The sequence below is a fragment of the Paraburkholderia sp. BR10141 genome, from assembly GCF_056155635.1.
Genome location: NZ_JBMIQH010000003.1, coordinates 148,226 through 168,454, shown reverse-complemented (window position 1 = coordinate 168,454; position 20,229 = coordinate 148,226). Strand labels below are relative to the sequence as shown.

At 64.4% G+C, this 20,229-nt stretch carries 16 protein-coding genes; 13 read left to right on the top strand and 3 right to left on the bottom strand.

The genetic code is table 11. From position 1 onward, the window contains the following. The first annotated feature begins 48 nt into the window (after nt 1-48). The 3 genes from ACOJB8_RS05485 (at nt 49) to ACOJB8_RS05475 (ending at nt 4,461) form a co-directional block, all read left to right on the top strand. Nucleotides 49-1,266: an aromatic ring-hydroxylating oxygenase subunit alpha gene (locus ACOJB8_RS05485; protein ID WP_342948077.1), complete on the top strand. Its 1,218-nt coding sequence runs from the start codon at nt 49-51 to the stop codon at nt 1,264-1,266. A 274-nt stretch (nt 1,267-1,540) separates the two neighbouring features. Continuing rightward, nucleotides 1,541-3,130 (top strand): amino acid permease, encoded by a 1,590-nt coding sequence (locus ACOJB8_RS05480; RefSeq protein WP_342948076.1) that lies wholly within the window; start codon nt 1,541-1,543, stop codon nt 3,128-3,130. Nucleotides 3,131-3,192: 62 nt separating this feature from the next. Continuing rightward, nucleotides 3,193-4,461 carry an NAD(P)/FAD-dependent oxidoreductase gene (locus ACOJB8_RS05475; protein ID WP_475011386.1) on the top strand — a complete coding sequence of 423 codons (1,269 nt, stop codon included), beginning with the start codon at nt 3,193-3,195 and terminating at the stop codon, nt 4,459-4,461. Between the two features lie 150 nt (nt 4,462-4,611). Here the strand turns inward: ACOJB8_RS05475 and ACOJB8_RS05470 are convergent, their stop codons facing one another. Further along, complete coding sequence (locus ACOJB8_RS05470) at nt 4,612-4,755, bottom strand: alpha/beta hydrolase fold domain-containing protein (protein ID WP_428995980.1); 144 nt, start codon at nt 4,753-4,755, stop codon at nt 4,612-4,614. Nucleotides 4,756-4,983: 228 nt separating this feature from the next. Between ACOJB8_RS05470 and ACOJB8_RS05465 the strand changes: the two genes are divergently transcribed. Both ACOJB8_RS05465 and ACOJB8_RS05460 read left to right on the top strand, forming a co-directional pair. Beyond that, complete coding sequence (locus ACOJB8_RS05465) at nt 4,984-6,402, top strand: MFS transporter (protein ID WP_475011385.1); 1,419 nt, start codon at nt 4,984-4,986, stop codon at nt 6,400-6,402. Then, nucleotides 6,399-7,643, top strand: coding sequence for a metal-dependent hydrolase family protein (locus ACOJB8_RS05460; protein WP_475011384.1), 1,245 nt, complete (start codon nt 6,399-6,401; stop codon nt 7,641-7,643). The genes ACOJB8_RS05465 and ACOJB8_RS05460 overlap by 4 nt, the downstream gene beginning before the upstream one ends. Before the next feature lie 57 nt (nt 7,644-7,700). Here the strand turns inward: ACOJB8_RS05460 and ACOJB8_RS05455 are convergent, their stop codons facing one another. Next, nucleotides 7,701-9,440, bottom strand: a complete 1,740-nt coding sequence (locus ACOJB8_RS05455; protein WP_475011383.1) for a glycerol-3-phosphate dehydrogenase/oxidase — start codon at nt 9,438-9,440, stop codon at nt 7,701-7,703. Nucleotides 9,441-9,455: 15 nt separating this feature from the next. Beyond that, entirely contained in the window at nt 9,456-10,973 is a 1,518-nt protein-coding gene (locus ACOJB8_RS05450) for an FGGY-family carbohydrate kinase (protein ID WP_475011381.1), read from the bottom strand. Between the two features lie 181 nt (nt 10,974-11,154). On the opposite strand from ACOJB8_RS05450, the gene ACOJB8_RS05445 reads away from it, so the two are divergent. The 8 genes from ACOJB8_RS05445 to ACOJB8_RS05410 are packed head-to-tail and all read left to right on the top strand — an operon-like array spanning nt 11,155 to nt 20,209. Then, nucleotides 11,155-12,132 carry a sugar-binding transcriptional regulator gene (locus ACOJB8_RS05445; protein WP_475011379.1) on the top strand — a complete coding sequence of 326 codons (978 nt, stop codon included), beginning with the start codon at nt 11,155-11,157 and terminating at the stop codon, nt 12,130-12,132. Next, entirely contained in the window at nt 12,132-13,754 is a 1,623-nt protein-coding gene (locus tag ACOJB8_RS05440) for an FGGY-family carbohydrate kinase (RefSeq protein ID WP_368684996.1), read from the top strand. The genes ACOJB8_RS05445 and ACOJB8_RS05440 overlap by 1 nt, the downstream gene beginning before the upstream one ends. A gap of 20 nt (nt 13,755-13,774) precedes the next feature. Continuing rightward, nucleotides 13,775-15,283: a glycerol-3-phosphate dehydrogenase gene (locus ACOJB8_RS05435; RefSeq protein WP_475011377.1), complete on the top strand. Its 1,509-nt coding sequence runs from the start codon at nt 13,775-13,777 to the stop codon at nt 15,281-15,283. A 47-nt stretch (nt 15,284-15,330) separates the two neighbouring features. Beyond that, the gene (locus tag ACOJB8_RS05430) at nt 15,331-16,263 is read left to right on the top strand and encodes a sugar phosphate isomerase/epimerase family protein (RefSeq protein ID WP_368729186.1); all 933 of its coding nucleotides are present in this window, start codon (nt 15,331-15,333) and stop codon (nt 16,261-16,263) included. A gap of 12 nt (nt 16,264-16,275) precedes the next feature. Further along, nucleotides 16,276-17,298: a dihydroxyacetone kinase subunit DhaK gene (locus tag ACOJB8_RS05425; RefSeq protein WP_475011374.1), complete on the top strand. Its 1,023-nt coding sequence runs from the start codon at nt 16,276-16,278 to the stop codon at nt 17,296-17,298. Next, nucleotides 17,295-17,948 (top strand): dihydroxyacetone kinase subunit DhaL, encoded by a 654-nt coding sequence (gene dhaL, locus ACOJB8_RS05420; protein ID WP_475011372.1) that lies wholly within the window; start codon nt 17,295-17,297, stop codon nt 17,946-17,948. Before ACOJB8_RS05425 ends, dhaL begins: the two co-directional genes overlap by 4 nt. A 51-nt stretch (nt 17,949-17,999) precedes the next feature. Then, nucleotides 18,000-18,656: a DUF2291 family protein gene (locus tag ACOJB8_RS05415; RefSeq protein ID WP_475011371.1), complete on the top strand. Its 657-nt coding sequence runs from the start codon at nt 18,000-18,002 to the stop codon at nt 18,654-18,656. Next, on the top strand, nt 18,653-20,209 hold the full coding sequence (locus ACOJB8_RS05410; protein ID WP_475011368.1) for a sugar ABC transporter ATP-binding protein: 1,557 nt from the start codon (nt 18,653-18,655) through the stop codon (nt 20,207-20,209). Before ACOJB8_RS05415 ends, ACOJB8_RS05410 begins: the two co-directional genes overlap by 4 nt. Nucleotides 20,210-20,229: the final 20 nt, after the last annotated feature.

Here is a 20,229-nt window from a genome sequence, read left to right as displayed (position 1 = left end):
GGTGCAGGCGAACGTCTCGTGGAATCCGACTAAAAAGGAGTGTTTGGCGTGATCGATTTTACCCATGTTCGTTCGTTGCTCGAGGCGAGGCGCGAAGGCTACAGCCTCGCAGGAGACTTCTATACGGACCCTGCGATGCACGAACTTGACATCGAGGCGGTCTTCTCGAACGAATGGCTGTTTGCGTGCAACGTGGCCGAAATTCCGCGCGAAGGCGACTACATCACGCTCGATATCGGCAAGACCTCGGTGGTCGTGCTGCGCGGGAAGGGCGGGGACGTCGGCGCGTTCTTCAACACCTGCCGCCATCGCGGTTCGCTTCTGTGCACCGAGCCGGCGGGGCACGCGAAGCGGCTGGTCTGTCCGTATCATCAGTGGGTCTATGAGCTCGACGGCAGCTTGCTGAGCGCGCGCCAGATGCCCGCTGGTTTCGATCGCAGCGCGCATGGCCTGCGTCCGGTTCATGTCGAGGTCATCTGCGGGATGGTTTATGTCTGCATCGCCGACACGCCACCCGATATCTCTCGCTTCAAGGCGGCGGTCACGCCGTATATCGCGCCGCACCGGCCGGATCGCACCAAGGTCGCCTTTTCCATGACGCTCGTGGAGGAGGCGAACTGGAAACTCGTCATCGAGAACAATCGGGAGTGCTATCACTGCGTAGGAAGTCATCCGGAACTGCTCGCCACGCTGATTGAATTCGCGCTGCCGGACGACCCGCGCGCGAACCGCGATTTCCAGTTCCTGATGCAGGAAAAGACGGCACTCTGGGATCATCTCGACTTGCCGCATGTGCCCGCGGATGGTGGAACGGAATTTCGCTGCATCCGATTGCCGTTCCATCGCGGCGCGGTGTCGTTCACCGCAGACGGGCGCCCTGCATGCAAGAAGCTGCTGGGCGGCCTGACCGAGCCCGATATCGGATCGGTGCGGATGTTCAGGGTTCCGAACAACTGGAACCACTTCCTCTCGGACCACATCATTCATTTTCGCGTGCTGCCCTTGTCGGCCACGCAGACTGCGCTCAAGACGATCTGGCTCGTGCACGAGGATGCCGTAGAAGGCGTGGACTACGACATAGAGACGCTCACAGCGGTATGGCGCGCGACGAACGAGCAGGACGCCACGCTGGTGACGCACAATCAGCGCGGCGTGAATTCGAAAGCGTATGCGCCGGGGCCTTATGCGCCTTCGGAGTTCATGCTGACCAACTTCACCAACTGGTACGCGCGGAAACTGGCGGAGTACGTAAAAGGAGCGCGGTGAGCGATTTCGCAGGCTTGATGAAAAAAGTGCATCAATTAGTTCTTAAATATCGTTTGTCGCCTGCGTTTCCCAATCCCTATACTCGGTCCGGCGTTGCGTGTGTGCTGCACACCGCAGGCGCATTCCCGGCCGCTTCGTTTCAGGCGTGCGGCCACCCCAAAAAAATGAAGACGGCACGTACGTCGGTCGGTCCCGTGCGTGAACCCCGCAAGAGGGCAGCGGAAAGGCCAGACGTGCTTCGCCTCTGAAAGTCGACATGGAGACAGCGCACGTCATGCGTTCACAATCCGGTAAGAATACTGAGAATTCATCCAGCTCGAGCCCCCGGAAGCCCAAACTCCATCGCAGCCTGCAAGCGCGCCACCTGCGCATGATCGCCATTGGCGGCTCCATTGGCACGGGCCTGTTCGTGGCCACGGGCGCATCGATATCGCAGGCAGGACCCGGAGGCGCGATCCTTTCGTATATGGTGATCGGCCTGATGGTCTACTTCCTGATGACGAGCCTCGGCGAGATGGCGGCGTTCATGCCTGTTTCGGGCTCGTTCGCCGCGTACGGTGCAAAGTTCGTCGATGAAGGCTTCGGTTTCGCCATCGGCTGGAACTACTGGTATAGCTGGGCCGTGACGATCGCCGTCGAACTGGTCGCGGCGCAGCTCGTGATGGGCTACTGGTTCCCGCACGTGCCGGGCATCTGGTGGAGCGCGCTCTTCCTGGCTGTGGTTTTCTCGTTCAACGCGTTGTCGGTTCGCGGCTTCGGCGAGGCCGAGTACTGGTTCGCGTTGATCAAGGTGCTGACCGTGCTTGCGTTCATCGCGATCGGCCTCCTGATGATTTTTGGCATCCTGCATGGCGGCCCCAGCAACGGCTGGGAAAACTTCACGATCAAGGATGCGCCGTTTGCCGGCGGCTGGAGCGCGATGCTCGGCGTTGCCATGATTGCGGGCTTTTCGTTCCAGGGCACGGAGATGATCGGCGTGGCGGCGGGTGAAGCAGAAAATCCGGGCTCGACGATTCCGCGTGCAGTCAAACAGATCTTCTGGCGCATCCTGCTTTTCTACGTGCTCGCGATTTTCGTCATTGGCGTGCTCGTTCCCTACACGGATCCCAACCTGCTGAAGAGCGACGTGACCGATATCGGCGTGAGTCCATTTACGCTCGTCTTCCGGCGCGCGGGTCTTGCGTTCGCGGCCGGCGTGATGAATGCGGTCATCCTCTCCGCCGTGCTGTCCGCCGGCAATTCCGGCATGTACGCGTCGACCCGCATGCTGTACAACCTCGCCATGGAAGGCCGCGCGCCGCGGCTGTTCGCGAAGCTCTCGGCAGGCGGCGTGCCGCGCAACGCACTGTATGCGACGACTGCGGTCGGGGCACTGTGCTTCCTCTCGTCGCTCTATGGCGATAAGACGATGTACCTGTGGTTGCTGAACTTGTCGGGTATGGCGGGATTCATCACGTGGCTCGGCATTGCGGTCAGCCATTATCGATTCCGCAAGGGATTCCTGAAGCAGGGCTATCGCCTCGAGCAACTGCCGTATCGCGCGAAATGGTTCCCGTTCGGCCCGATTCTCGCCGCCGTGCTGTGTACCGTCGTCACGCTCGGCCAGAACTATCAGGCTTTCCTTGCCAATAAGATAGACTGGGTAGACGTGGCCGCGACCTATATCGGCCTGCCGCTCTTTCTCGTGGTCTGGTTGGGCTACTCGATCGTGCGCAAAAGCAGGCTGGTTCGCTACGAAGACATGGAGATCGCGCCGTGGATCGAACGCCAGATGGCGGCTTCGTCCGAGACTTCGTCGAGCGCCGGTTATCCTGGCAGCATCGCTATCCAGGCGAATCAGGTGAAGGCGGCTTCGGACGTTTGATCCAGTACTGCGGCGTCGACTTTCTCCTGTCTTCCTTTCGCACATCGAAATTCTGTAATCGCATGAAAAATTACTACGAATCCACCGTCTCTCGCCCGTCCTACCCGCAACTGAGCGGCAAGACAGATACGCAAATCTGCATTGTCGGCGGCGGCCTCGCCGGCCTGAATACCGCGCTCGGGCTAGTCGAGCGCGGCGTGCGCGACGTCGTCGTGCTCGATGCCGAGCGCGTGGGCTTTGGCGCATCGGGCCGTAACGGCGGCTTCGTGTTCGGCGGTTACAGCCTCGATAATGCCGATCTGCTGCGCACGCTCGGGCACAGCCAGGCGCGCTCCCTGTACCGCCTCACGGTCGACGCCGTGGACCTGATCCGCACGCGCATCGCGCGCTACGGCATCGATTGCGAGATCGTCGATCGTGGCGTCATGCTTGCGAACTGGTTCGATGATCCGTCGCGGCTCGACGCCACGCGCACGCTGATGAAGCGCGATTTTGGCGTCGACTGGGAGCCGGTGACGAAGGACGCATTGCGCTCGCAGTTGAAGACCACGCGTTATCACGGCGGACTCTTCGAGCCCAACGCTTTTCATTTCCATCCGCTGAAGTACGTGCTCGGTGTGGCGAACGCCGCTGCGCAGGGCGGCGCCCGAATCTACGACCAATCGCCGGTGCGCGCGATCGAGCGGAACGGCGCGGGCTTCGTCGTGCGCACGCCACATGGCAGCGTGACGGCGAAGGATGTCGTGTTCGCCGGCGGCGGCTATGCGCGCGGCGTCGCACCGCGTATCGAGCGCGCGGTATTGCCGATCGCGACCTACGTGATCGCCACCGAGCCGCTCGGCGCACGCCTGGCCGATGCGATCGACGCGCCCTACGCAGTCTATGACACGCGCTTCGCGTTCGACTATTACCGGCCGCTGAAGGACACGCGCATTCTTTGGGGTGGCCGGATCTCGGTGCTCGACCGCGGCCCGGAAGCCATCGCGCGATTGCTCAAGCGCGACCTCGTACGCGTGTATCCGCAACTGGCGGATGTGAAGATCGAACACGCGTGGGGTGGCTTGATGAGCTACGCGCGGCACAAGATGCCGCAAATCGGTCGAGACGCCGACGGCGTCTGGCATGCCATCGCGTTCGGCGGCCACGGCATGGCGCCCACCACGGTTGCGGGCGAGACGCTTGCCGACGCCTTGGCGCTGGGCGTGCCGGTGCCCGAAGGCTTTTCCGCATTCAGCCTGACGCGCACCTTCGGCCTCGCGGGCCTCGCGGCCGCACAATTGACGTACAGTGCTTTCCAGGCGCGCGATGCGCTGGCTGGATACCGCCACTGAGTCCCGCATTCACTTCGCGCAACCCGATGCCTGCTGCGAGGCCGGGTTGCCTGCGCGGGTTACGTATTCGACGGCGTCAGTGAATACAGGAGCCGATGCGCCGATTCGTGAAGAAGAATGAGCGCCCGTTTATTGGGCATTCTTCACGACTCAAGGCAGCATGCAGCCATGCAGCAATCCGCGCCCGAGATGAAACTGCGCGGCAACGCCTGCTGCATGCAACCGCTCGACGTAAAAATTGCCATCGTCACGCAAGGGATCGAATTCGGCCACGGCCACGAAAGCCGGCGGCATGCCGGCGAACGACGCTATGGCACGCCTGTATCAGGCTTTTATCGAGGCGATAGCGCACTTCCTGGGCCCGCTGGAGCCGTACACTCAGCCGCTCCGCGCGCGGGGTGTGCCGCTGTGCTGGAATCCGCATGTTCGGTGCGGTTTGTTGTCAAGACGCGTCTATTTCGGCTCCCTATACTCGCCTGACATTGCCCGGCGCCACGCCACTCCCCCTTCTGGAGGCAAGCCATGTCGACGATTCCAGCACGCATAGAACGCATGCCGTATTCGAGCTTTCATCGGCGATTGTTGTGGCTGGGAGGGCTGGGCTATGTGTTCGATGCGATGGATGCCGCCGTGCTGGCCTTCATGCTGCCGGTGCTGCGCACGCAGTGGCATCTGAGCAGCGTACAGACCGGCGTGCTCGGCAGCGGCACCTTCATCGGGTATTTCTTCGGCGCCGCGCTCGCCGGCATCCTCGGCGACGTGATCGGGCGACGCACGGTCATGGTGTGGGCGCTGATCATCTACTGCATCGCTTCGCTCATTAGCGCCGGGGCGCAGGACTGGCCGTTCTTCATGGCGATGCGCATCATAGCCGGTGTCGGCACCGGCGCCGAAAGCGCCATCGTCGCGCCGTTTCTCTCCGAGTTCGTGGCGCGCAAGTATCGCGGCACGTTCACCGGCAGTCTGGCGGCGTTCTTTTCATTCGGTTTCGTCGCCGCCGCCGTACTCGGATATCTGGTCATCCCGCTGGCCCCCGATGCCTGGCGCGTCGTCTCGGTGATCACCGCGCTGCCGGTCGTCATGCTGCTGTGGTGGCGGCGTGCATTGCCGGAGTCGCCGCGCTGGCTCGATACGCGCGGCAGAACCGCCGAAGCCGAGGCGATCGTCGACAAAATGGAAGCGGAGGTGCGCGCCAGCGGCTTGCAGCTCGAACCGCTGCAACCGCACGAGCCAGCCGCGCCGGCGACCGCGGGGCGCGGCACGCCGCTCGGCAATCTCAAGGCGCTCTGGTCGCGCGAACTGGCGAGCATTACCGCGATGGCCTGGCTCATGTGGCTGTCGATCACGTTCAGCTACTACGCGTTCTTTACGTGGATTCCCGGTTTGCTGGTGCAAAGCGGCATGACCATCACGCGCAGCTTTTCGTATTCGCTCGTCATGTACCTCGCGCAAATCCCCGGTTATTTTTCGGGTGCGTGGCTCAATGAAAAGATCGGCCGCCAGGCCACCATCGCGAGCTACATGGCCTTGGGCGGCCTCTCCGCGCTGGGACTCGCGCTCACGCACGGCAATGCCGAAATCCTGACCGCGGGCTTCCTGCTGTCGTTCTTCATGAACGGCACGTATGCCGGTGTCTACGCTTTCACGCCCGAAGTGTTCCCGACCGACGTTCGTGCGACCGGCATGGGCGTCGCTTCGGCAATCGGGCGCCTGGGCGCGATCGCCGCGCCGATCCTCGTTGGCTATCTCTACCCGCGCCTCGGCTTTGGCGGGGTTTTTGGCGCCACGACGCTGGTGCTGATCATCGGCGCGCTCGCCGTTCTGATCATGGGCGTACCCACGCGCGGCCGCTCGCTCGAAGAAATTGCCGCCATGCGCATGAAGCTCCCGGAGTCGGCGCATGACACGCTCGCGCGAGGCAACCAAAGGAGGAACGTATGAACCGCATCCTGTTCAAGAACGGTGCTTTGCTCGATCCGCTGCAAGGCGCTTTGCAGCCGGGCCACAATCTGCTGGTGGAAGGCGACACGATCAAGGCAATGTCGACACAGCCGATTGACGTGCACGACGCGCAGATCTTCGATCTCGCAGGAAAGACCCTCATGCCGGGCCTGATCGACCTGCACGCGCATATGGTCGCGACACAGTTCGACTTGCCGGCCCAGGCACGAATGCCCAACGTCTTCGTCACGCTCAAGGCGATTCCGATCATGCGCGGCATCTTGCGGCGCGGATTCACGACCGTGCGCGATGCGGGGGGCGCCGGCTTCGCGCTGAAGCAATCGATCGAAATGGGCCTCGCTCAGGGGCCGCGCCTGTTCGTTGCCGGGCGCGCGCTCAGCCAGACCGGCGGCCACGGCGACGTGCGCGCGCGCTCGGACTTCATCGTCGGCGACGCGCCGTGCAACTGCTGCGTGCGCGTCGGGGCCTTGAGCCGCGTGGTCGATGGCGTCGACGCGTTGCGCCGGGCCGTGCGGGAAGAACTGCAGATGGGCGCCGACCAGATCAAGATCATGGCCTCGGGCGGGGTCGCGTCGCCGACCGATCCGGTCGGCGCGCTCGGTTACTCGGAGGACGAGATCCGCGCGGTCGTCGCCGAAGCCCACGCGCGCGGCACTTACGTGATGGCGCATGCCTATACGCCCGAATCGATGCAGCGTGCGGTGCGCTGCGGGGTACGCACCATCGAGCACGGCAATCTGATCGACGCACCGACCGCCGCGCTGATGGCCGAGCACGGCGCGTACGCGGTGCCCACGCTGGTGGCCTACGAAGCGTTGCATCTGGAAGGGGAGCGCTACGGCTTGCCCCCCGAGAGCGCGGCCAAGATCGACATCGTGCGCGAGGCCGGCTTGCAGTCACTGGAAATATTCAAACGCGCCGGGGTCAAGATGGGCTTTGGCACCGATCTGCTCGGCCCATCGCATCGCATGCAAAGCGACGAGTTCACGATTCGCGCGCAAGTCCTGACGCCTGGGGAGATCATCAGCAGCGCCACCACCATCGGCGCCGAAATCCTCGGCATGACGGGCAAGCTGGGACGCCTGGCACCGGGCGCCTATGCCGACGTGCTGGTGGTCGATGGCGATCCGCTGCGCGACCTGAGCTGCCTCGGCGGCCAGGGCGATCACATTCCGCTGGTGATGAAGGGCGGACACGTCGAGTTCAACGAATTGCGTTGAAGCGGTCAAGGCATGCTAGCCGAATTGGCAGACAGGCTGGCACTTGTGCGGACATCACTAGTGAATATTCCGGGTTGCAATCTCGCCGCTGGAAAGCACAACTCCATGCCGCTCACACGCAGTTTCACGCGTCGCATCAATTTCCTGCAGCGTGCGTGCCGAATCCCATCCTAGCGCCTGTGCTGCAATCGCGGAGACTTCCAGCAACAATGCGTTCGTCAGATGCCCTGAGATCGCAATGGTCGTGCGGCGGAACACCAGATCCGCGAGATGCGTCACCATATCTTGCTCGCAAAGGTATCGGATTTCATGGGTCGTATACGCCGCCTCGCCCGTGAGCGAATGATCCGCGCGTCCGTTCTGCGCATGCGCGCAGTACGCGGCGACCGCCGCAGCCGCTGTGCCATAGCGGGCGAAAAGCGTCTCGGCCCGTGCGGCCGGAAGAGTGTGGCGTTGTGCGAGCGCGCCGATCCACGCGTCCCGTTTGCCTGCATCGTGCGGATAATCACGGCCGCCGCCGATCGGCTCGTGGCGCGTGCTGATCCTGCGTGAGCGTTCGAGGCGTCCGAGCACATCGTCGGCGACGGATTCCGCAAATCCGCGAAAGGTCGTCCATTTGCCGCCCACCAGCGACAGCACCGAGATCTGCGTACCCGGCAGGTGATCGACGTGCACCACATGATCGCGGCTCACATCGCCCGGATTCGCAGCGTCTGAATAAGGCAGTGGCCGCACGCCGCTATAGCGGAAGGCGATATCCGATTGCTTGAGATCCACACGGGGAAAGACTTCGCGCAAGACGCCGAGCATATAGGCGACCTCGTCGTCCTCGCAGCGCACGCCGTCCGGATCGTCGAACCGGATATCGGTCGAGCCGATGAGCAGCTTGTCCATGAACGGATAGATGAGCGAAATGCGGCCGTCCTTCGAGCCGTAGTACACCATGCGGCCGCGCAGTTGCGCATGGAGTTCGGGATGGTCGACGATCAAATGCGACCCCTTCGCTCCGCCGATATATTTCCGCTCGATCCCGAGCGCAGCATTGACGCTGTCGATCCACGCGCCGCCCGCATTGACGACGATCGCGGGCTCCGTGGCAATGCGTTCTTGCGTCACGAGATCACGCAGCCATACGACGCCGCTCTCCACGTGATCGACACTCACGTAATTGGCTGCGGCGGCGTGCTCGCAGGCAGCGAGACCATCGGCGACGAGTTCGAAGTTCAGCCGTTCGGCTTGCGTCACTTTGGCGTCGTAATACGTGGCAGTCGCCTTGATCGCAGGATCGAGCAGCGGCAGGCTTTGCAGCGACTGCTTTCTGAGCGCGAAACGGTGCCGCGGCATCGTGCGGTCATGCCGGCCGAGAAAGTCGTACATCGCCAGACCGATCTTCGAGATGACCGCGCCGCGATCGGCGAGCTTTGCCTTCATGCCGAAGAAGCGGCGCGCGGACGCGATCATGCCGCCGAAGTACGAGTGAATCGGCAATACGGTTTCGAGCGGCCGCACAAAGTGCGGCGCGTTTTTCAGCAGCAGGTTGCGCTCCAGCGTGGATTCGGCCACGAGGCGAAACTCGCCGGTTTCGAGGTACTTCACGCCGCCATGGATGAGCCGCGACGGCGCGCTGCTCGCCCCCGAAGCGAAATCCGTCTTGTCGATCAGCAGGCAGTCGACGCCTTGCAATGAGAGGTCGCGAAAGAGGCCCGCGCCGTTGATGCCGCCACCGACAATCAACACGCTGACCTTCGGCCGCTGCCTCACGCGGTCGAGAAAGAATTTGCGGTTTCGTTCTATCATCGTTGCGCTCCCCTTTCAGTGCGCGATGGCCGCATGATCGAGCGCGGGCCACAAAGGCTGCATGGCTGCCGTGAGCCGCGACCAGAGCGCATACGCCTCGTCGAGTTGGCCATGTCGTTGGGTGTCCGGAACGTACGTGTGCGCGACCCGGCACGCGCGCGCGGTCGCTTCGGAAAGCGAGGCGAAAACGCCCACGCTGACACCGGCGCAGAGCGCAGCGCCAAGCGCGCTGGCCTCCCGACTCTCGGGAATATCGATCGCGACGCCGAGGACATCGGCGAATAGCTGGGCAAGCAGGGGACTCGACGAGCCTCCGCCAGTCAGCCCGGCCCGACGCGCAGGAAACGCGCTCGTCAATGCTTCGACGTGCCAACGGTGATTGAACACCATGCCTTCGAGCACGGCCCGCGCCAGATGCGCGCGACGATGCCACGAGCGTATGCCGAAGAACGACGCACTCGCCGGTTGCTCGAACGGCGAGCCGAACAGGAACGGATGAAACATGACCGAACTCGGCTCCGCGAAGGCCGCTTGCACTTCGTCGCCGATCAGGTCGAACAGCGAGCAGCCGCGCCGCGCGGCTTCCTGCGTTTCGTGCTGAAAGAGTTCGCGCAACGCCCAGTCGATGTTGCTCGATGAAGCAGGCGAGATGGACATGTTCATCCACTGGCCGGGGCGCGTGCCATTGCGGCATGACCAGCGCGGATCCCGTTGCGGTCGATCGGAGAGGATTTCGTTGATGCTGAACGTGCCCGCCGTAATCGAAACAACACCCGGCTCGATGTTGCCCATGCCGAGCGCGCTCGACGTGACATCGTGCAGCCCGCAGGCAACCGGCGTGCCTTCCTTCAGACCGGTCTGCGCGGCGGCCTGCGCGGTGATCCGGCCAGCGGCCGCCGCCGAAGCGATGATCTCCGGCAGCGCATGACCGATCGACGTCAGGCCGTAGAGCGCGAGGACTTCGTCGCTGTAAGTCTGGGTGTCGACATCGGTGAAGGAAGAACTCGCTTCGGTCGGATCGGTGGCCGGCACGCCGGTCAGGCATAGACGAAGCCAGTCCTTGCAAAAGAGCACGTGGCCGATCTTCGCAAAGCGTTCCGGCTCGTTGAGCTGGATCCACTTGAGCAAGCTAACGGCAGCGTAGGGATAGGGCTGCTGTCCCGTCAGCGTCAGCGCTTTTTCGAGCACGCCTGCCTCACGCCAGCGCTCGGTTACCTCGAATGCGCGACTGTCGAGCGACAGTACACCCGGTCCGAGCGGCGCGCCGGCGCTGTCGACGAGATAGAGCCCGTCGCCGTGCCCGGTCACGCCCACGGCCGCAATCGAGTCCGGCGGAATCTCGTGCAACGCATCGCGGATGGCGCCGCAGGCCGCTGCCCAAACCTCTTGCATGTCCCGTTCGACGTGTCGCGCGCGCGGTTGGCGCTGCTCGACCCGCCGGCTTCCCACCGCGACGGTGCGTCCGGATGTGTCAAAGACGACGGCCTTGGTGGCGGTCGAACCGCTGTCGACGCCGAGTAAATAGCGCTCCATCGTGTCTCCATGCTGTTTTTTGATGCGTTGCAACAGCTTCCTTTCGGCCCATCGAGCAGGCGAAGACCACCCAGGGTTATCGCGGATGGCAGCCGGGGAAAGGAATGCTTACCTTGAGGTCACTGAAATAAATTTCAACACACGAAAAAAATATCACTCTTCGTGGGTGCATGGAGACAACATGACGAAAATCGCCGGAAAACGTGATGCCGAGGACAGCCTTGCGATACGCGCGGCCTGGTTGCACTACGCAGCCGGGCAGACCCAGGCCGATGTCGCGTCCCGACTCGGCGTGAGCAGCGTCAAGGCGCACCGGTTGATCACGCGCGCCAATCAGAGCGGCGCGATCAAGTTCACGATCGACGGCGATGTCGCCGAGTGCGTCGTGCTCGAAGCCGAACTGGCCCAGCGCTATGGCCTGAGTTATTGCGAAGTGGTGCCGGATCTGCACGAAGGCGACTTGCCGTTGCGTGCGTTGGGGGTCGCGGGGGCGTACTTCCTGCAACGCGAGATCGCGGCGCGCCAGGAAGGCGTGATCGGCATCGGACACGGGCGCACGCTCGCCGCCGTGGTCGCGAACATCCCGCGCATGGACGCAGGCACGGTGCGTTTCGTGTCGCTGCTCGGCGGCGTGACGCGCAAGTACACCGCGAATCCGTACGACGTCATCCACAAGCTCGCCGACCAGACGGGCGCGGTGTCGTACGTGCTGCCGCTGCCGTTTTTCGCCAATACCGCGGAGGATCGCGAGGTGCTGCTCTCGCAGCGTGGCGTGCGCGAAGTATTCGATCTCGCGGCGCATGCGGATTTGATGGTCGTCGGCATCGGCTCGGTGGACGAGGACGCGCAGCTTGTCGCGTCGCAGATGATCGAGCCGGCCGAAATCGAGGAAGTGCGCAGCAAGGGCGGCAAGGGCGAACTGCTCGGCCATTTTTTCAGCGACGCCGGCGAATCCGTCGAAACGTCGCTGGCGGCGCGCACGGTCGCGCCTCCGTTGGCCGATCTGACGAGCCGGCGCATTGTGGCCATTGCCGGAGGCGCGTCGAAGATCGCGGCCATCCGCGCCGTCCTGAAGAGCGGACTCCTTAGCGGCTTGATCACCGACGAGGCCACGGCGCTGGCGCTGAATGGCGACCCTGTCGCGACGGAAGCGCCGTGATGGACAAGGTCATGGGCACAGTCACGGGCAACGCGGCACGAGATCTCCTCGTCGGCATCGACGCGGGCACCTCGGTCATCAAGGCCGTGGCCTTCGATTTGTCGGGACGGCAGATTGCCGTGGCCTCGCTGCCCAATCGCTACACGACCAGCGCCGATGGCGCGGCGACCCAGTCGCTGGCGCAAACCTGGGCCGATTGCGCGCAGACCTTGCGCGATCTCGGCGAGCAGGTCGAGGGCCTCGCGCAGCGCACGCAGGCGCTGGCGGTCACGGGCCAGGGCGATGGCACGTGGCTCGTCGGTGCGGACAATCAACCCGCAAGCGACGCCTGGCTGTGGCTCGATGCGCGCGCCGCGAACACGGTGCGCGCCTTGCAGGAAGGCCCCGCAAGTCGCGCGCGCTTCGAGGCGACCGGCACCGGGCTCGCCGCATGCAGCCAGGGCGCGCAGATCGCGCATATGGCCGCGACGATGCCGGACGTGCTGGCGCGCGCCGAAGTCGCGCTGCATTGCAAGGACTGGCTGTATCTCAATCTCACCGGCGTGCGCGCGACCGATCCGTCGGAGGCCAGCTTCACCTACGGCAACTTTCGCACGCGCCGCTACGACGATGCGGTCATCGACGCACTCGGCCTGAGCGCGCGGCGCGGCTTGCTGCCCGAGATTATCGACGGGACCGAACTCACGCATCCGCTCTCTGCGCAGGCCGCAGCCGAGACGGGCCTGCTGGCCGGTACGCCCGTGTCTCTCGGCTTCGTCGATATCGTGCTGACGGCGCTGGGCGCGGGCATCCACACCGAAGGCGCGGCGGGCGCGAGTTGCTCGATCGTCGGCTCTACGGGCATGCACATGCGGGCCATGCGCAACGAGAACGTGCATCTGAACGCGGAAGGCACGGGCTATGTCATCGCGTTGCCGTTGCCGGGCATGTCGGCGCAGGTGCAGTCGAACATGGCGGCCACGCTGAACGTCGACTGGGTGCTCAATCTCGCCTGCGATCTGCTCACGCAGTTCGGCACGAGCCTCTCGCGCAGCGACCGGATCAAATGCATCGACGGCTGGCTGCAGGAAGGGCGGCCGGGCTCGCTGCTGTATCACCCGTATATCTCGGATGCGGGCGAACGCGGGCCGTTTGTCGAGCCCAACGCGCGTGCGGACTTCATTGGACTGACGAGCGAAAGCCGCTATCCGGACCTGGTCCGCGCCGTGGTCGAAGGGCTCGGAATGGCCGCACGCGACTGCTACACGTCGATGGGCATACCCATGCCTGACGAGCTACGCCTGACCGGCGGAGCGACGCGTTCGCGCGCGTTGCGCGGCGTGCTCGGCGCCGTGGTCGGCGCGCCCACGCGGATCTCCACCCGCGAGGAAGCGGGCGCGGCCGGTGCGGCCATGATGGCTGCGGTTGCGCTCGGCGTGTACCCGAACATGAATGCGTGCATCGCCGAATGGGTGACGCCGCTGCTGGGACGGCCCGAGTCGCCCGATGCGGAATTGACCCGCTTGTACGCGCAACTTTTTCCCGCGTATCGCAAGGCACGCGAGGCGCTGGTGCCGACGTGGGCGGAAACGGCTCGATTGCTGAAATCCCGGCATCGGCCAGTTTCCGCAAGCCTCAACTAACGTCGAACATGGAACGTGAGATGAGCGAGAAGGACATGGTGGACCTGTGTGTCATCGGCGGCGGCATCAACGGCGCGGGTATCGCGCGCGATGCGGCGGGCCGCGGGCTGTCGGTAATGCTGTGCGAGAAGGACGATCTCGCGCAGGGCACGTCGTCGCGTTCCGGCAAGCTGGTTCATGGCGGCCTGCGTTATCTGGAGTACTACGAATTCCGGCTCGTGCGCGAGGCGCTGATCGAGCGCGAAGTGCTGCTCAACGCCGCGCCGCACATTATCTGGCCGCTGCGTTTCGTGCTGCCGCACAGTCCCGGCGATCGTCCCGCCTGGCTCGTGCGCACGGGCCTGTTCCTGTACGACCATCTTGGCGGCCGCAAGAAGCTGCCGGGCACGCGCTCGCTCGATCTGTGGCGTAACCCCGAAGGAGCGCCGATCAAGGACGAGTACCGCAAAGGCTTCGAGTATTCCGACTGCTGGGTCGATGACGCGCGCCTGGTGGTGCTCAACGCCGTCGATGCCGCCCGGCGCGGCACCGAAGTGCTCACGCGCACCGCGTTCGTTTCGGCGCGGCGCGAGGGCGGGACGTGGCGCGTGGAACTGCGCGACGCGCGCAACGGCGCGACGCGGGTGGTGAGCGCGCGGGCGCTGGTCAACGCGGCCGGACCCTGGGTGTCCGAAGTGATCGGGCGCGCGGGCGCGCAGTCGACGCGCAAGGTGCGGCTCGTCAAGGGTAGCCATCTCGTCACGCCGAAGTTCTGGGAAGGTCCGCATTCCTACCTCGTGCAGAACCACGACAAGCGCGTGATTTTCATCAACGCATACGAAGGCGACAAGGCGCTCATCGGGACGACCGACGTCGCCTGGTATGGCGCGCCGGAAACGGTGGCGATCACGAACGACGAGATCGACTATCTGCTCTCGGCGGTAAACCGCTATTTCAAGCATCCGTTGCGCAAGCAGGACATCGTGGAGACATTCTCGGGCGTGCGCCCGCTCTACGACGACGGCAAGGGCAATCCGTCGGCGGTCACGCGCGATTACGTGTTCGACCTCGACGTTAGCGGCGGTGCTCCGCTCCTGAACGTCTTCGGCGGCAAGATCACCACCTTCCGCAAGCTCGCCGAGCACGCGTTGCAAAAGCTGCAGCCGACCTTCCCGAAGATGGGCGCGGACTGGACCGCAGCCGCGACGCTGCCGGGTGGCGACATCGAAGGCGCCGACGTGCCGCGTTTCATGGCGAAACTTCAGGCGCAGTACGAATGGCTGCCGCGTGACCTGTTGCGCTATTACGTGCAGACGCACGGCACGCTGACGGCCCGGGTGATCAACGGCGCGACCTCGCTTGCCGGTCTGGGCCAGCAATTCGGGCCGAGCTTCTATGAGGCGGAGGCACGTTATTTGATGGCTAACGAATGGGCTGAGTCGGCCGACGACCTGCTCACGCGGCGCACCAAGCACGGCTTGCACATGAGCGCCGCGCAAAAGGCCGCCTTCGGCGTCTGGCTCGACGGCCTCGTCAGGAAATCCGCGTAAGCAGGCGGGCCCCAACCCCGAGGCAACCCATAGGACACGAGACGAACATGGCATTCACACTCGCACTGAACACGAATCCGCTGGTGAACCGCTTCGCGGAGCCGGCCGACCTGATCGATGCCATTGCGCACGACATGAAGATCCGTGACGTGCAGTTGACTCACGAGTTCATCAATCCGTCGTGGCCGGCAGCAACGACACGCAGGCTGACGCGCGAGATGCGCGCGGCGATGACGCGTACCGGCGTGCGCATCACGTCGGGCATGACGGGGCCATACGGGCGGCTGAATCACTTCGGTCATCCGGATGCCGATGTGCGCCGCTATTACGTCGACTGGTTCAAGACCTTCGCGGATATCACCGCCGACCTGGGCGGCGATTCGATCGGCACGCAGTTCGCCATCTTCACCTACAAGGACTTCGACGACCGGGCGCGCCGCGACGCGCTGATTCAAACCGCGATCGATTGCTGGGCCGAAGTCGCCGAACATGCGAAGGCGGCGGGGCTGAAATACGTGTTCTGGGAACCCATGTCGATCGGCCGCGAGTTCGGCGAGACCATCGCCGCGTGCATGGCGCTGCAGGACAAGCTGAGCGCCGCGAACATGGCGATTCCCATGTGGATGATGGCCGATATCGACCACGGCGACGTCACGAGCCCCAATCCCGACGACTTCGATCCGTATGCGTGGGCGCGCGCCGTGCCGCGGGTGTCGCCGATCATTCACATCAAGCAGTCGCTGATGGACAAGGGCGGTCATCGTCCTTTCACCGCCGAGTTCAACGCGCGCGGCCGCATTCAGCCCGAACCGCTGATCAAGGCGCTGCACGAAGGCGGTGGACGCGACAACGAGATCTGCCTCGAACTGTCGTTCAAGGAGCGCGAGCCGACCGATCGCCAGGTCGTCGAGCAGATCGCCGAATCCGTGGCGTTCTGGGCTCCGCATTTCGATTCCGGCGTTGCCGATCTGAATATCTGAGGAGATCCGACGATGCACGGCGCGAGGACACAGAAACTGATCAACGACGGCGACGCCGCCGTCGACGAGATGCTGGAAGGCATCATGGCTGCCCACGGCGATCTGCTCACGCGCAACGACAGTGCGCCGCGCGCGATCGTCGCACGCAACGGGCCGCGCGCCGGCAAGGTGGCGCTCGTGATCGGCGGCGGATCGGGCCATGAGCCGACGTTTCTGGGCTTCGTCGGCAAGGGGTTGGCCGACGCGGCGGTGATCGGCAACGTCTTTGCGTCGCCGCCGCCGCAACCTGCCGTGGATGCCGCGCTCGCCGCGCATGGCGGCGCGGGCGTGCTGTTCATGTACGGCAACTACGCCGGCGACGTGATGAATTTCGACATGGCCACCGAGATGCTCGAACTCGAGGGCGTCGAGGCGCGCACGGTGCCGACGACCGACGACATCGCCTCGGCGCCGCGCGAGAAGCGCGCAACGCGCCGCGGCGTGGCGGGCAACGTGTTCATCTTCAAGGCGGCGGGCGCCGCTGCCGATCTGATGATGCCGCTCGACGAGGTGGAGCGCGTGGCGCGTCATGCCAACGCGCGCACCTACACATTGGGGGTGGCGCTCGCGCCGTGCTCACTGCCGCAAACGCGGCGTCCGAACTTCGAGATCGCGGCCGGTGAAATGGAAATCGGCATGGGCATTCACGGCGAGCCGGGCATGCGCCGCGAGACGCTGCGCACGGCCGACGCGATCACCGACGAAATCATGGATGCGATCCTCGCCGAGATGGACGCGGCAAAGGGCGATCGCGTTGCCGTCCTCGTGAACTCGCTCGGTTCCACGCCGCTCATGGAGCTGTACATCCTCAACCGCCGCGTGGCGCAGCGGTTGAAGGAAGCAGGGCTCGTGGTGCATCGCACGCTGGTCGGGCCGCTTTGCACGTCGCTCGAAATGGCGGGCGCGTCGATCACCGTGATGCATCTCGACGACGAACTCCAGCGCCTCATCGATCACCCGTGCGAATGCGCGATGTTTCAGCAGAGGGCTGCATGACGCCCGCGCTGACGACCGCCGATATGGCGCGCCTGTTCCGCGAACTCGCGGACGCCACCGCAAAGGCGCGCGACGAGCTTTGCCGGCTCGATGGCGCGATCGGCGACGCGGACCACGGTATCGCCATGGAGCAGGGCTTCACTGCCGCCTCGAAAGCGATCGAGGTGCTGCCGGCGGACGCCACGCTCGCAGATCAGTTGAACGCGGCGGCCAAGGGTTTCCTGAACGCGGTGGGCGCTTCGTCGGGACCGCTTTATGCCACCGCGTTCATGCGTGCGGCCAAGCTTGCCGGTGCGCGGCAGGCACTGCCACTGAACGAGGCGCCAGGCCTGATCGTCGCGATGGCAGAAGGCATCCGCTCGCGCGGCCGGGCCGAAGTCGGCGAAAAGACCATGGTCGACGCCTGGGCGCCCGCTGCGGAGGCGATCGAACACGGCATGGAGGAGGGCTTGCCGGTGCGCGAGATCATGACGCGCGCGGGCGAGGCGGCAACGGCGGGCGCCGAATCGACGATCGCGATGGTCGCGACCAAGGGTCGGTCGTCGCGTCTCGGTGAACGCAGCATCGGGCACATGGACCCGGGCGCGGCGTCGGCCGCGATGGTGGTGAATGTGATCGTAGAAAACTGGAGGAGACATGGCACGGATTGAATGGGCAGGCGGCCGGCAAAGCCGCGGTACCGACGCAACGGAGGTGAGCCAATGAGCGCCATTGCTCCATCGACGAAGGGTCACGGCGGGCACAAGGCTCGCCTTGTGATCGAAGTGGTATTGCTGGTGATCTTGCTGGTTGCGATGGCGATGAGCACGAAGGTCGTGAAGATCGGCTCCAGCGCGGACTCGCAGACCCAGGAATTCGAACCGGCCGCCTACGGCAAGAAGCAGTTTCCGAAAACTCAGGCCGCCATCGAAAAGCGCGCAGTCGATGCCGCCACGCTGGACGCGGCCATCGCCAAGGATCAGGACGCGGCGGGCAAGCAGTACGGTGTGGCCGGCGGCGGCGTGGGGCCCGAGATCTCGGTGAAATTCACCGGTGTAGCGGGCAAGGAAGATGCGGGCGTGTACGAAGTGAAGGTGCCGGGTTTGCCTGACTCGCTGGTCGTGCGCGTGCAAACAGGACCGGCAATCAACGGCACGGATCTGCGCGACGCCACCGGCGACATCAGCTTCGGGCAGTTCACCAACCAGATCGACTACCAGAACGCGGGCTACGCGATCAATGCGGAAATGAAGAAAGTGGTCCTGTCGAAAGTCGATACGACCAAACTGACCGGCAAGACCGTCTCGGTCGTCGGCGTATTCCAGCTGATCAATCCGAACGGCTGGCTCGTCACTCCTGTGAAGCTGGACGTCAAATGAACACCGCGACCCCTATCACGACACCTGCCGCAACGAAGGACGGCGTCCTGCTGTCCGCGCGCAACATCGTCAAGTCTTACGGCGGCGTGCATGCCCTGAAGGGCGTGAATTTCGAGATCCATCGCGGCAAGGTCACGACGCTGTTCGGCGAGAACGGCGCAGGCAAGTCGACCCTGATGAAGATCCTGTCCGGCGTGGAAAAGCCCACGTCGGGTGAGATCGAACTTGACGGCGAGCGGGTCGCCTTCGCCTCGTCGAGCGATGCACGCGATCACGGCATTTCGATCATTCACCAGGAGTTGAGCCTCGCGCCCAATCTGAGCGTGCGCGACAACATCTTCATGGGCCGCGAGCTGCGCACGCCGACCGGCGTGGACTTCGCCGAAGAGGCGCGCCAGACGCAGGCACTGATGGTCGACCTCGAAGAAGAGATCGACCCGATGACGCTGGTCCACGACCTGCGCCTCGGCCAGCAGCAGGTGGTCGAGATCGCACGTGCGCTCTCGGTCGATTCGCGCATCGTCATCATGGACGAGCCGACTTCCGCGCTGAGTGCCTCCGAGGTCGAGGTGCTCTTCAAGGTGATTCGCGACCTGACGAGCCGCGGCGTGTCGATCGTGTACATCTCGCACCATCTCGAAGAGGCGCTGCAGGTCACGGACTACGCCGTGGTCCTGCGCGACGGCAGGATCACCGCCACGGCGCAGCGCAAGGACATCGACCTCGGCTGGATCGTGCGCAACATGGTCGGCGAGAATTTCGATCTCGGCTCGCCGCCGACGGGTTACGCGTTCGGCGACGTCGCGCTCGACATCGACGACATCAGCGTCGCCGACGAATCGGGCACGGGCACCTCGGTGGTCGATCATCTGTCGCTCGAGGTGCGCGCGGGCGAGATCGTCTGCATCTACGGCTTGATGGGTGCGGGCCGCACGGAACTGCTCGAAGCGGTGGCCGGCCGCACGCACCTGCCTGTCACGGGCGGCAAGGTGCTGCTCGAAGGCGAGGATATGGCGTCGCTGAGCATTGGCGAGCGCATCGCGAAGGGCCTCGTGCTGGTGCCGGAGGACCGGCAGCGCGATGGCCTCGTGCCGACCATGAGCGTGGGCTCGAACATGTCGCTCGCGAGCATCCGCTCCTTTGTGAAGGGGTTCCTGATGTCGGCTGGCGCCGAGCGCGAACTCGTGGGCGAATCGATCCGCAACGTGCACGTCAAGACCTCGGGAGCGGGGGCGTCGATCCGCTCGCTCTCGGGCGGCAATCAGCAAAAGGTGGTGATCGGCAAGATGCTGGCGACCGGGCCGAAAGTCATCCTGCTCGACGAACCCAGCCGCGGCATCGACATCGGCGCGAAAGCGGAGGTGTTTCGCCTGCTCGCGGAGAACGCGAAGCAAGGTCTGGCCGTGGTCTATTCGACTTCGGAAGTCGGGGAGTGTCTGAGCGTCGCGCACCGCATCATCGTCATGCGGCGCGGCAAGATATCGGCCGAATTCGGACCGGATGCCAACAAGGACGACATCATGGCCGCCTCGGGCGAAGCCGTGGTTGTCTGATCGTAGCAATGCCAGGAGAC

Bases quoted from the DNA above. Each gene is read 5' to 3' on its own strand.
- ACOJB8_RS05480 (WP_342948076.1), top strand. From the start codon at position 1,541: ATGCGTTCACAATCCGGTAAGAATACTGAGAATTCATCCAGCTCGAGC.
- ACOJB8_RS05475 (WP_475011386.1), top strand. From the start codon at position 3,193: ATGAAAAATTACTACGAATCCACCGTCTCTCGCCCGTCCTACCCGCAA.
- ACOJB8_RS05470 (WP_428995980.1), bottom strand. From the start codon at position 4,755: ATGCCGCCGGCTTTCGTGGCCGTGGCCGAATTCGATCCCTTGCGTGAC.
- ACOJB8_RS05465 (WP_475011385.1), top strand. From the start codon at position 4,984: ATGTCGACGATTCCAGCACGCATAGAACGCATGCCGTATTCGAGCTTT.
- ACOJB8_RS05460 (WP_475011384.1), top strand. From the start codon at position 6,399: ATGAACCGCATCCTGTTCAAGAACGGTGCTTTGCTCGATCCGCTGCAA.
- ACOJB8_RS05455 (WP_475011383.1), bottom strand. From the start codon at position 9,440: ATGATAGAACGAAACCGCAAATTCTTTCTCGACCGCGTGAGGCAGCGG.
- ACOJB8_RS05450 (WP_475011381.1), bottom strand. From the start codon at position 10,973: ATGGAGCGCTATTTACTCGGCGTCGACAGCGGTTCGACCGCCACCAAG.
- ACOJB8_RS05445 (WP_475011379.1), top strand. From the start codon at position 11,155: ATGACGAAAATCGCCGGAAAACGTGATGCCGAGGACAGCCTTGCGATA.
- ACOJB8_RS05440 (WP_368684996.1), top strand. From the start codon at position 12,132: ATGGACAAGGTCATGGGCACAGTCACGGGCAACGCGGCACGAGATCTC.
- ACOJB8_RS05435 (WP_475011377.1), top strand. From the start codon at position 13,775: ATGAGCGAGAAGGACATGGTGGACCTGTGTGTCATCGGCGGCGGCATC.
- ACOJB8_RS05430 (WP_368729186.1), top strand. From the start codon at position 15,331: ATGGCATTCACACTCGCACTGAACACGAATCCGCTGGTGAACCGCTTC.
- ACOJB8_RS05425 (WP_475011374.1), top strand. From the start codon at position 16,276: ATGCACGGCGCGAGGACACAGAAACTGATCAACGACGGCGACGCCGCC.
- dhaL (WP_475011372.1), top strand. From the start codon at position 17,295: ATGACGCCCGCGCTGACGACCGCCGATATGGCGCGCCTGTTCCGCGAA.
- ACOJB8_RS05415 (WP_475011371.1), top strand. From the start codon at position 18,000: ATGAGCGCCATTGCTCCATCGACGAAGGGTCACGGCGGGCACAAGGCT.
- ACOJB8_RS05410 (WP_475011368.1), top strand. From the start codon at position 18,653: ATGAACACCGCGACCCCTATCACGACACCTGCCGCAACGAAGGACGGC.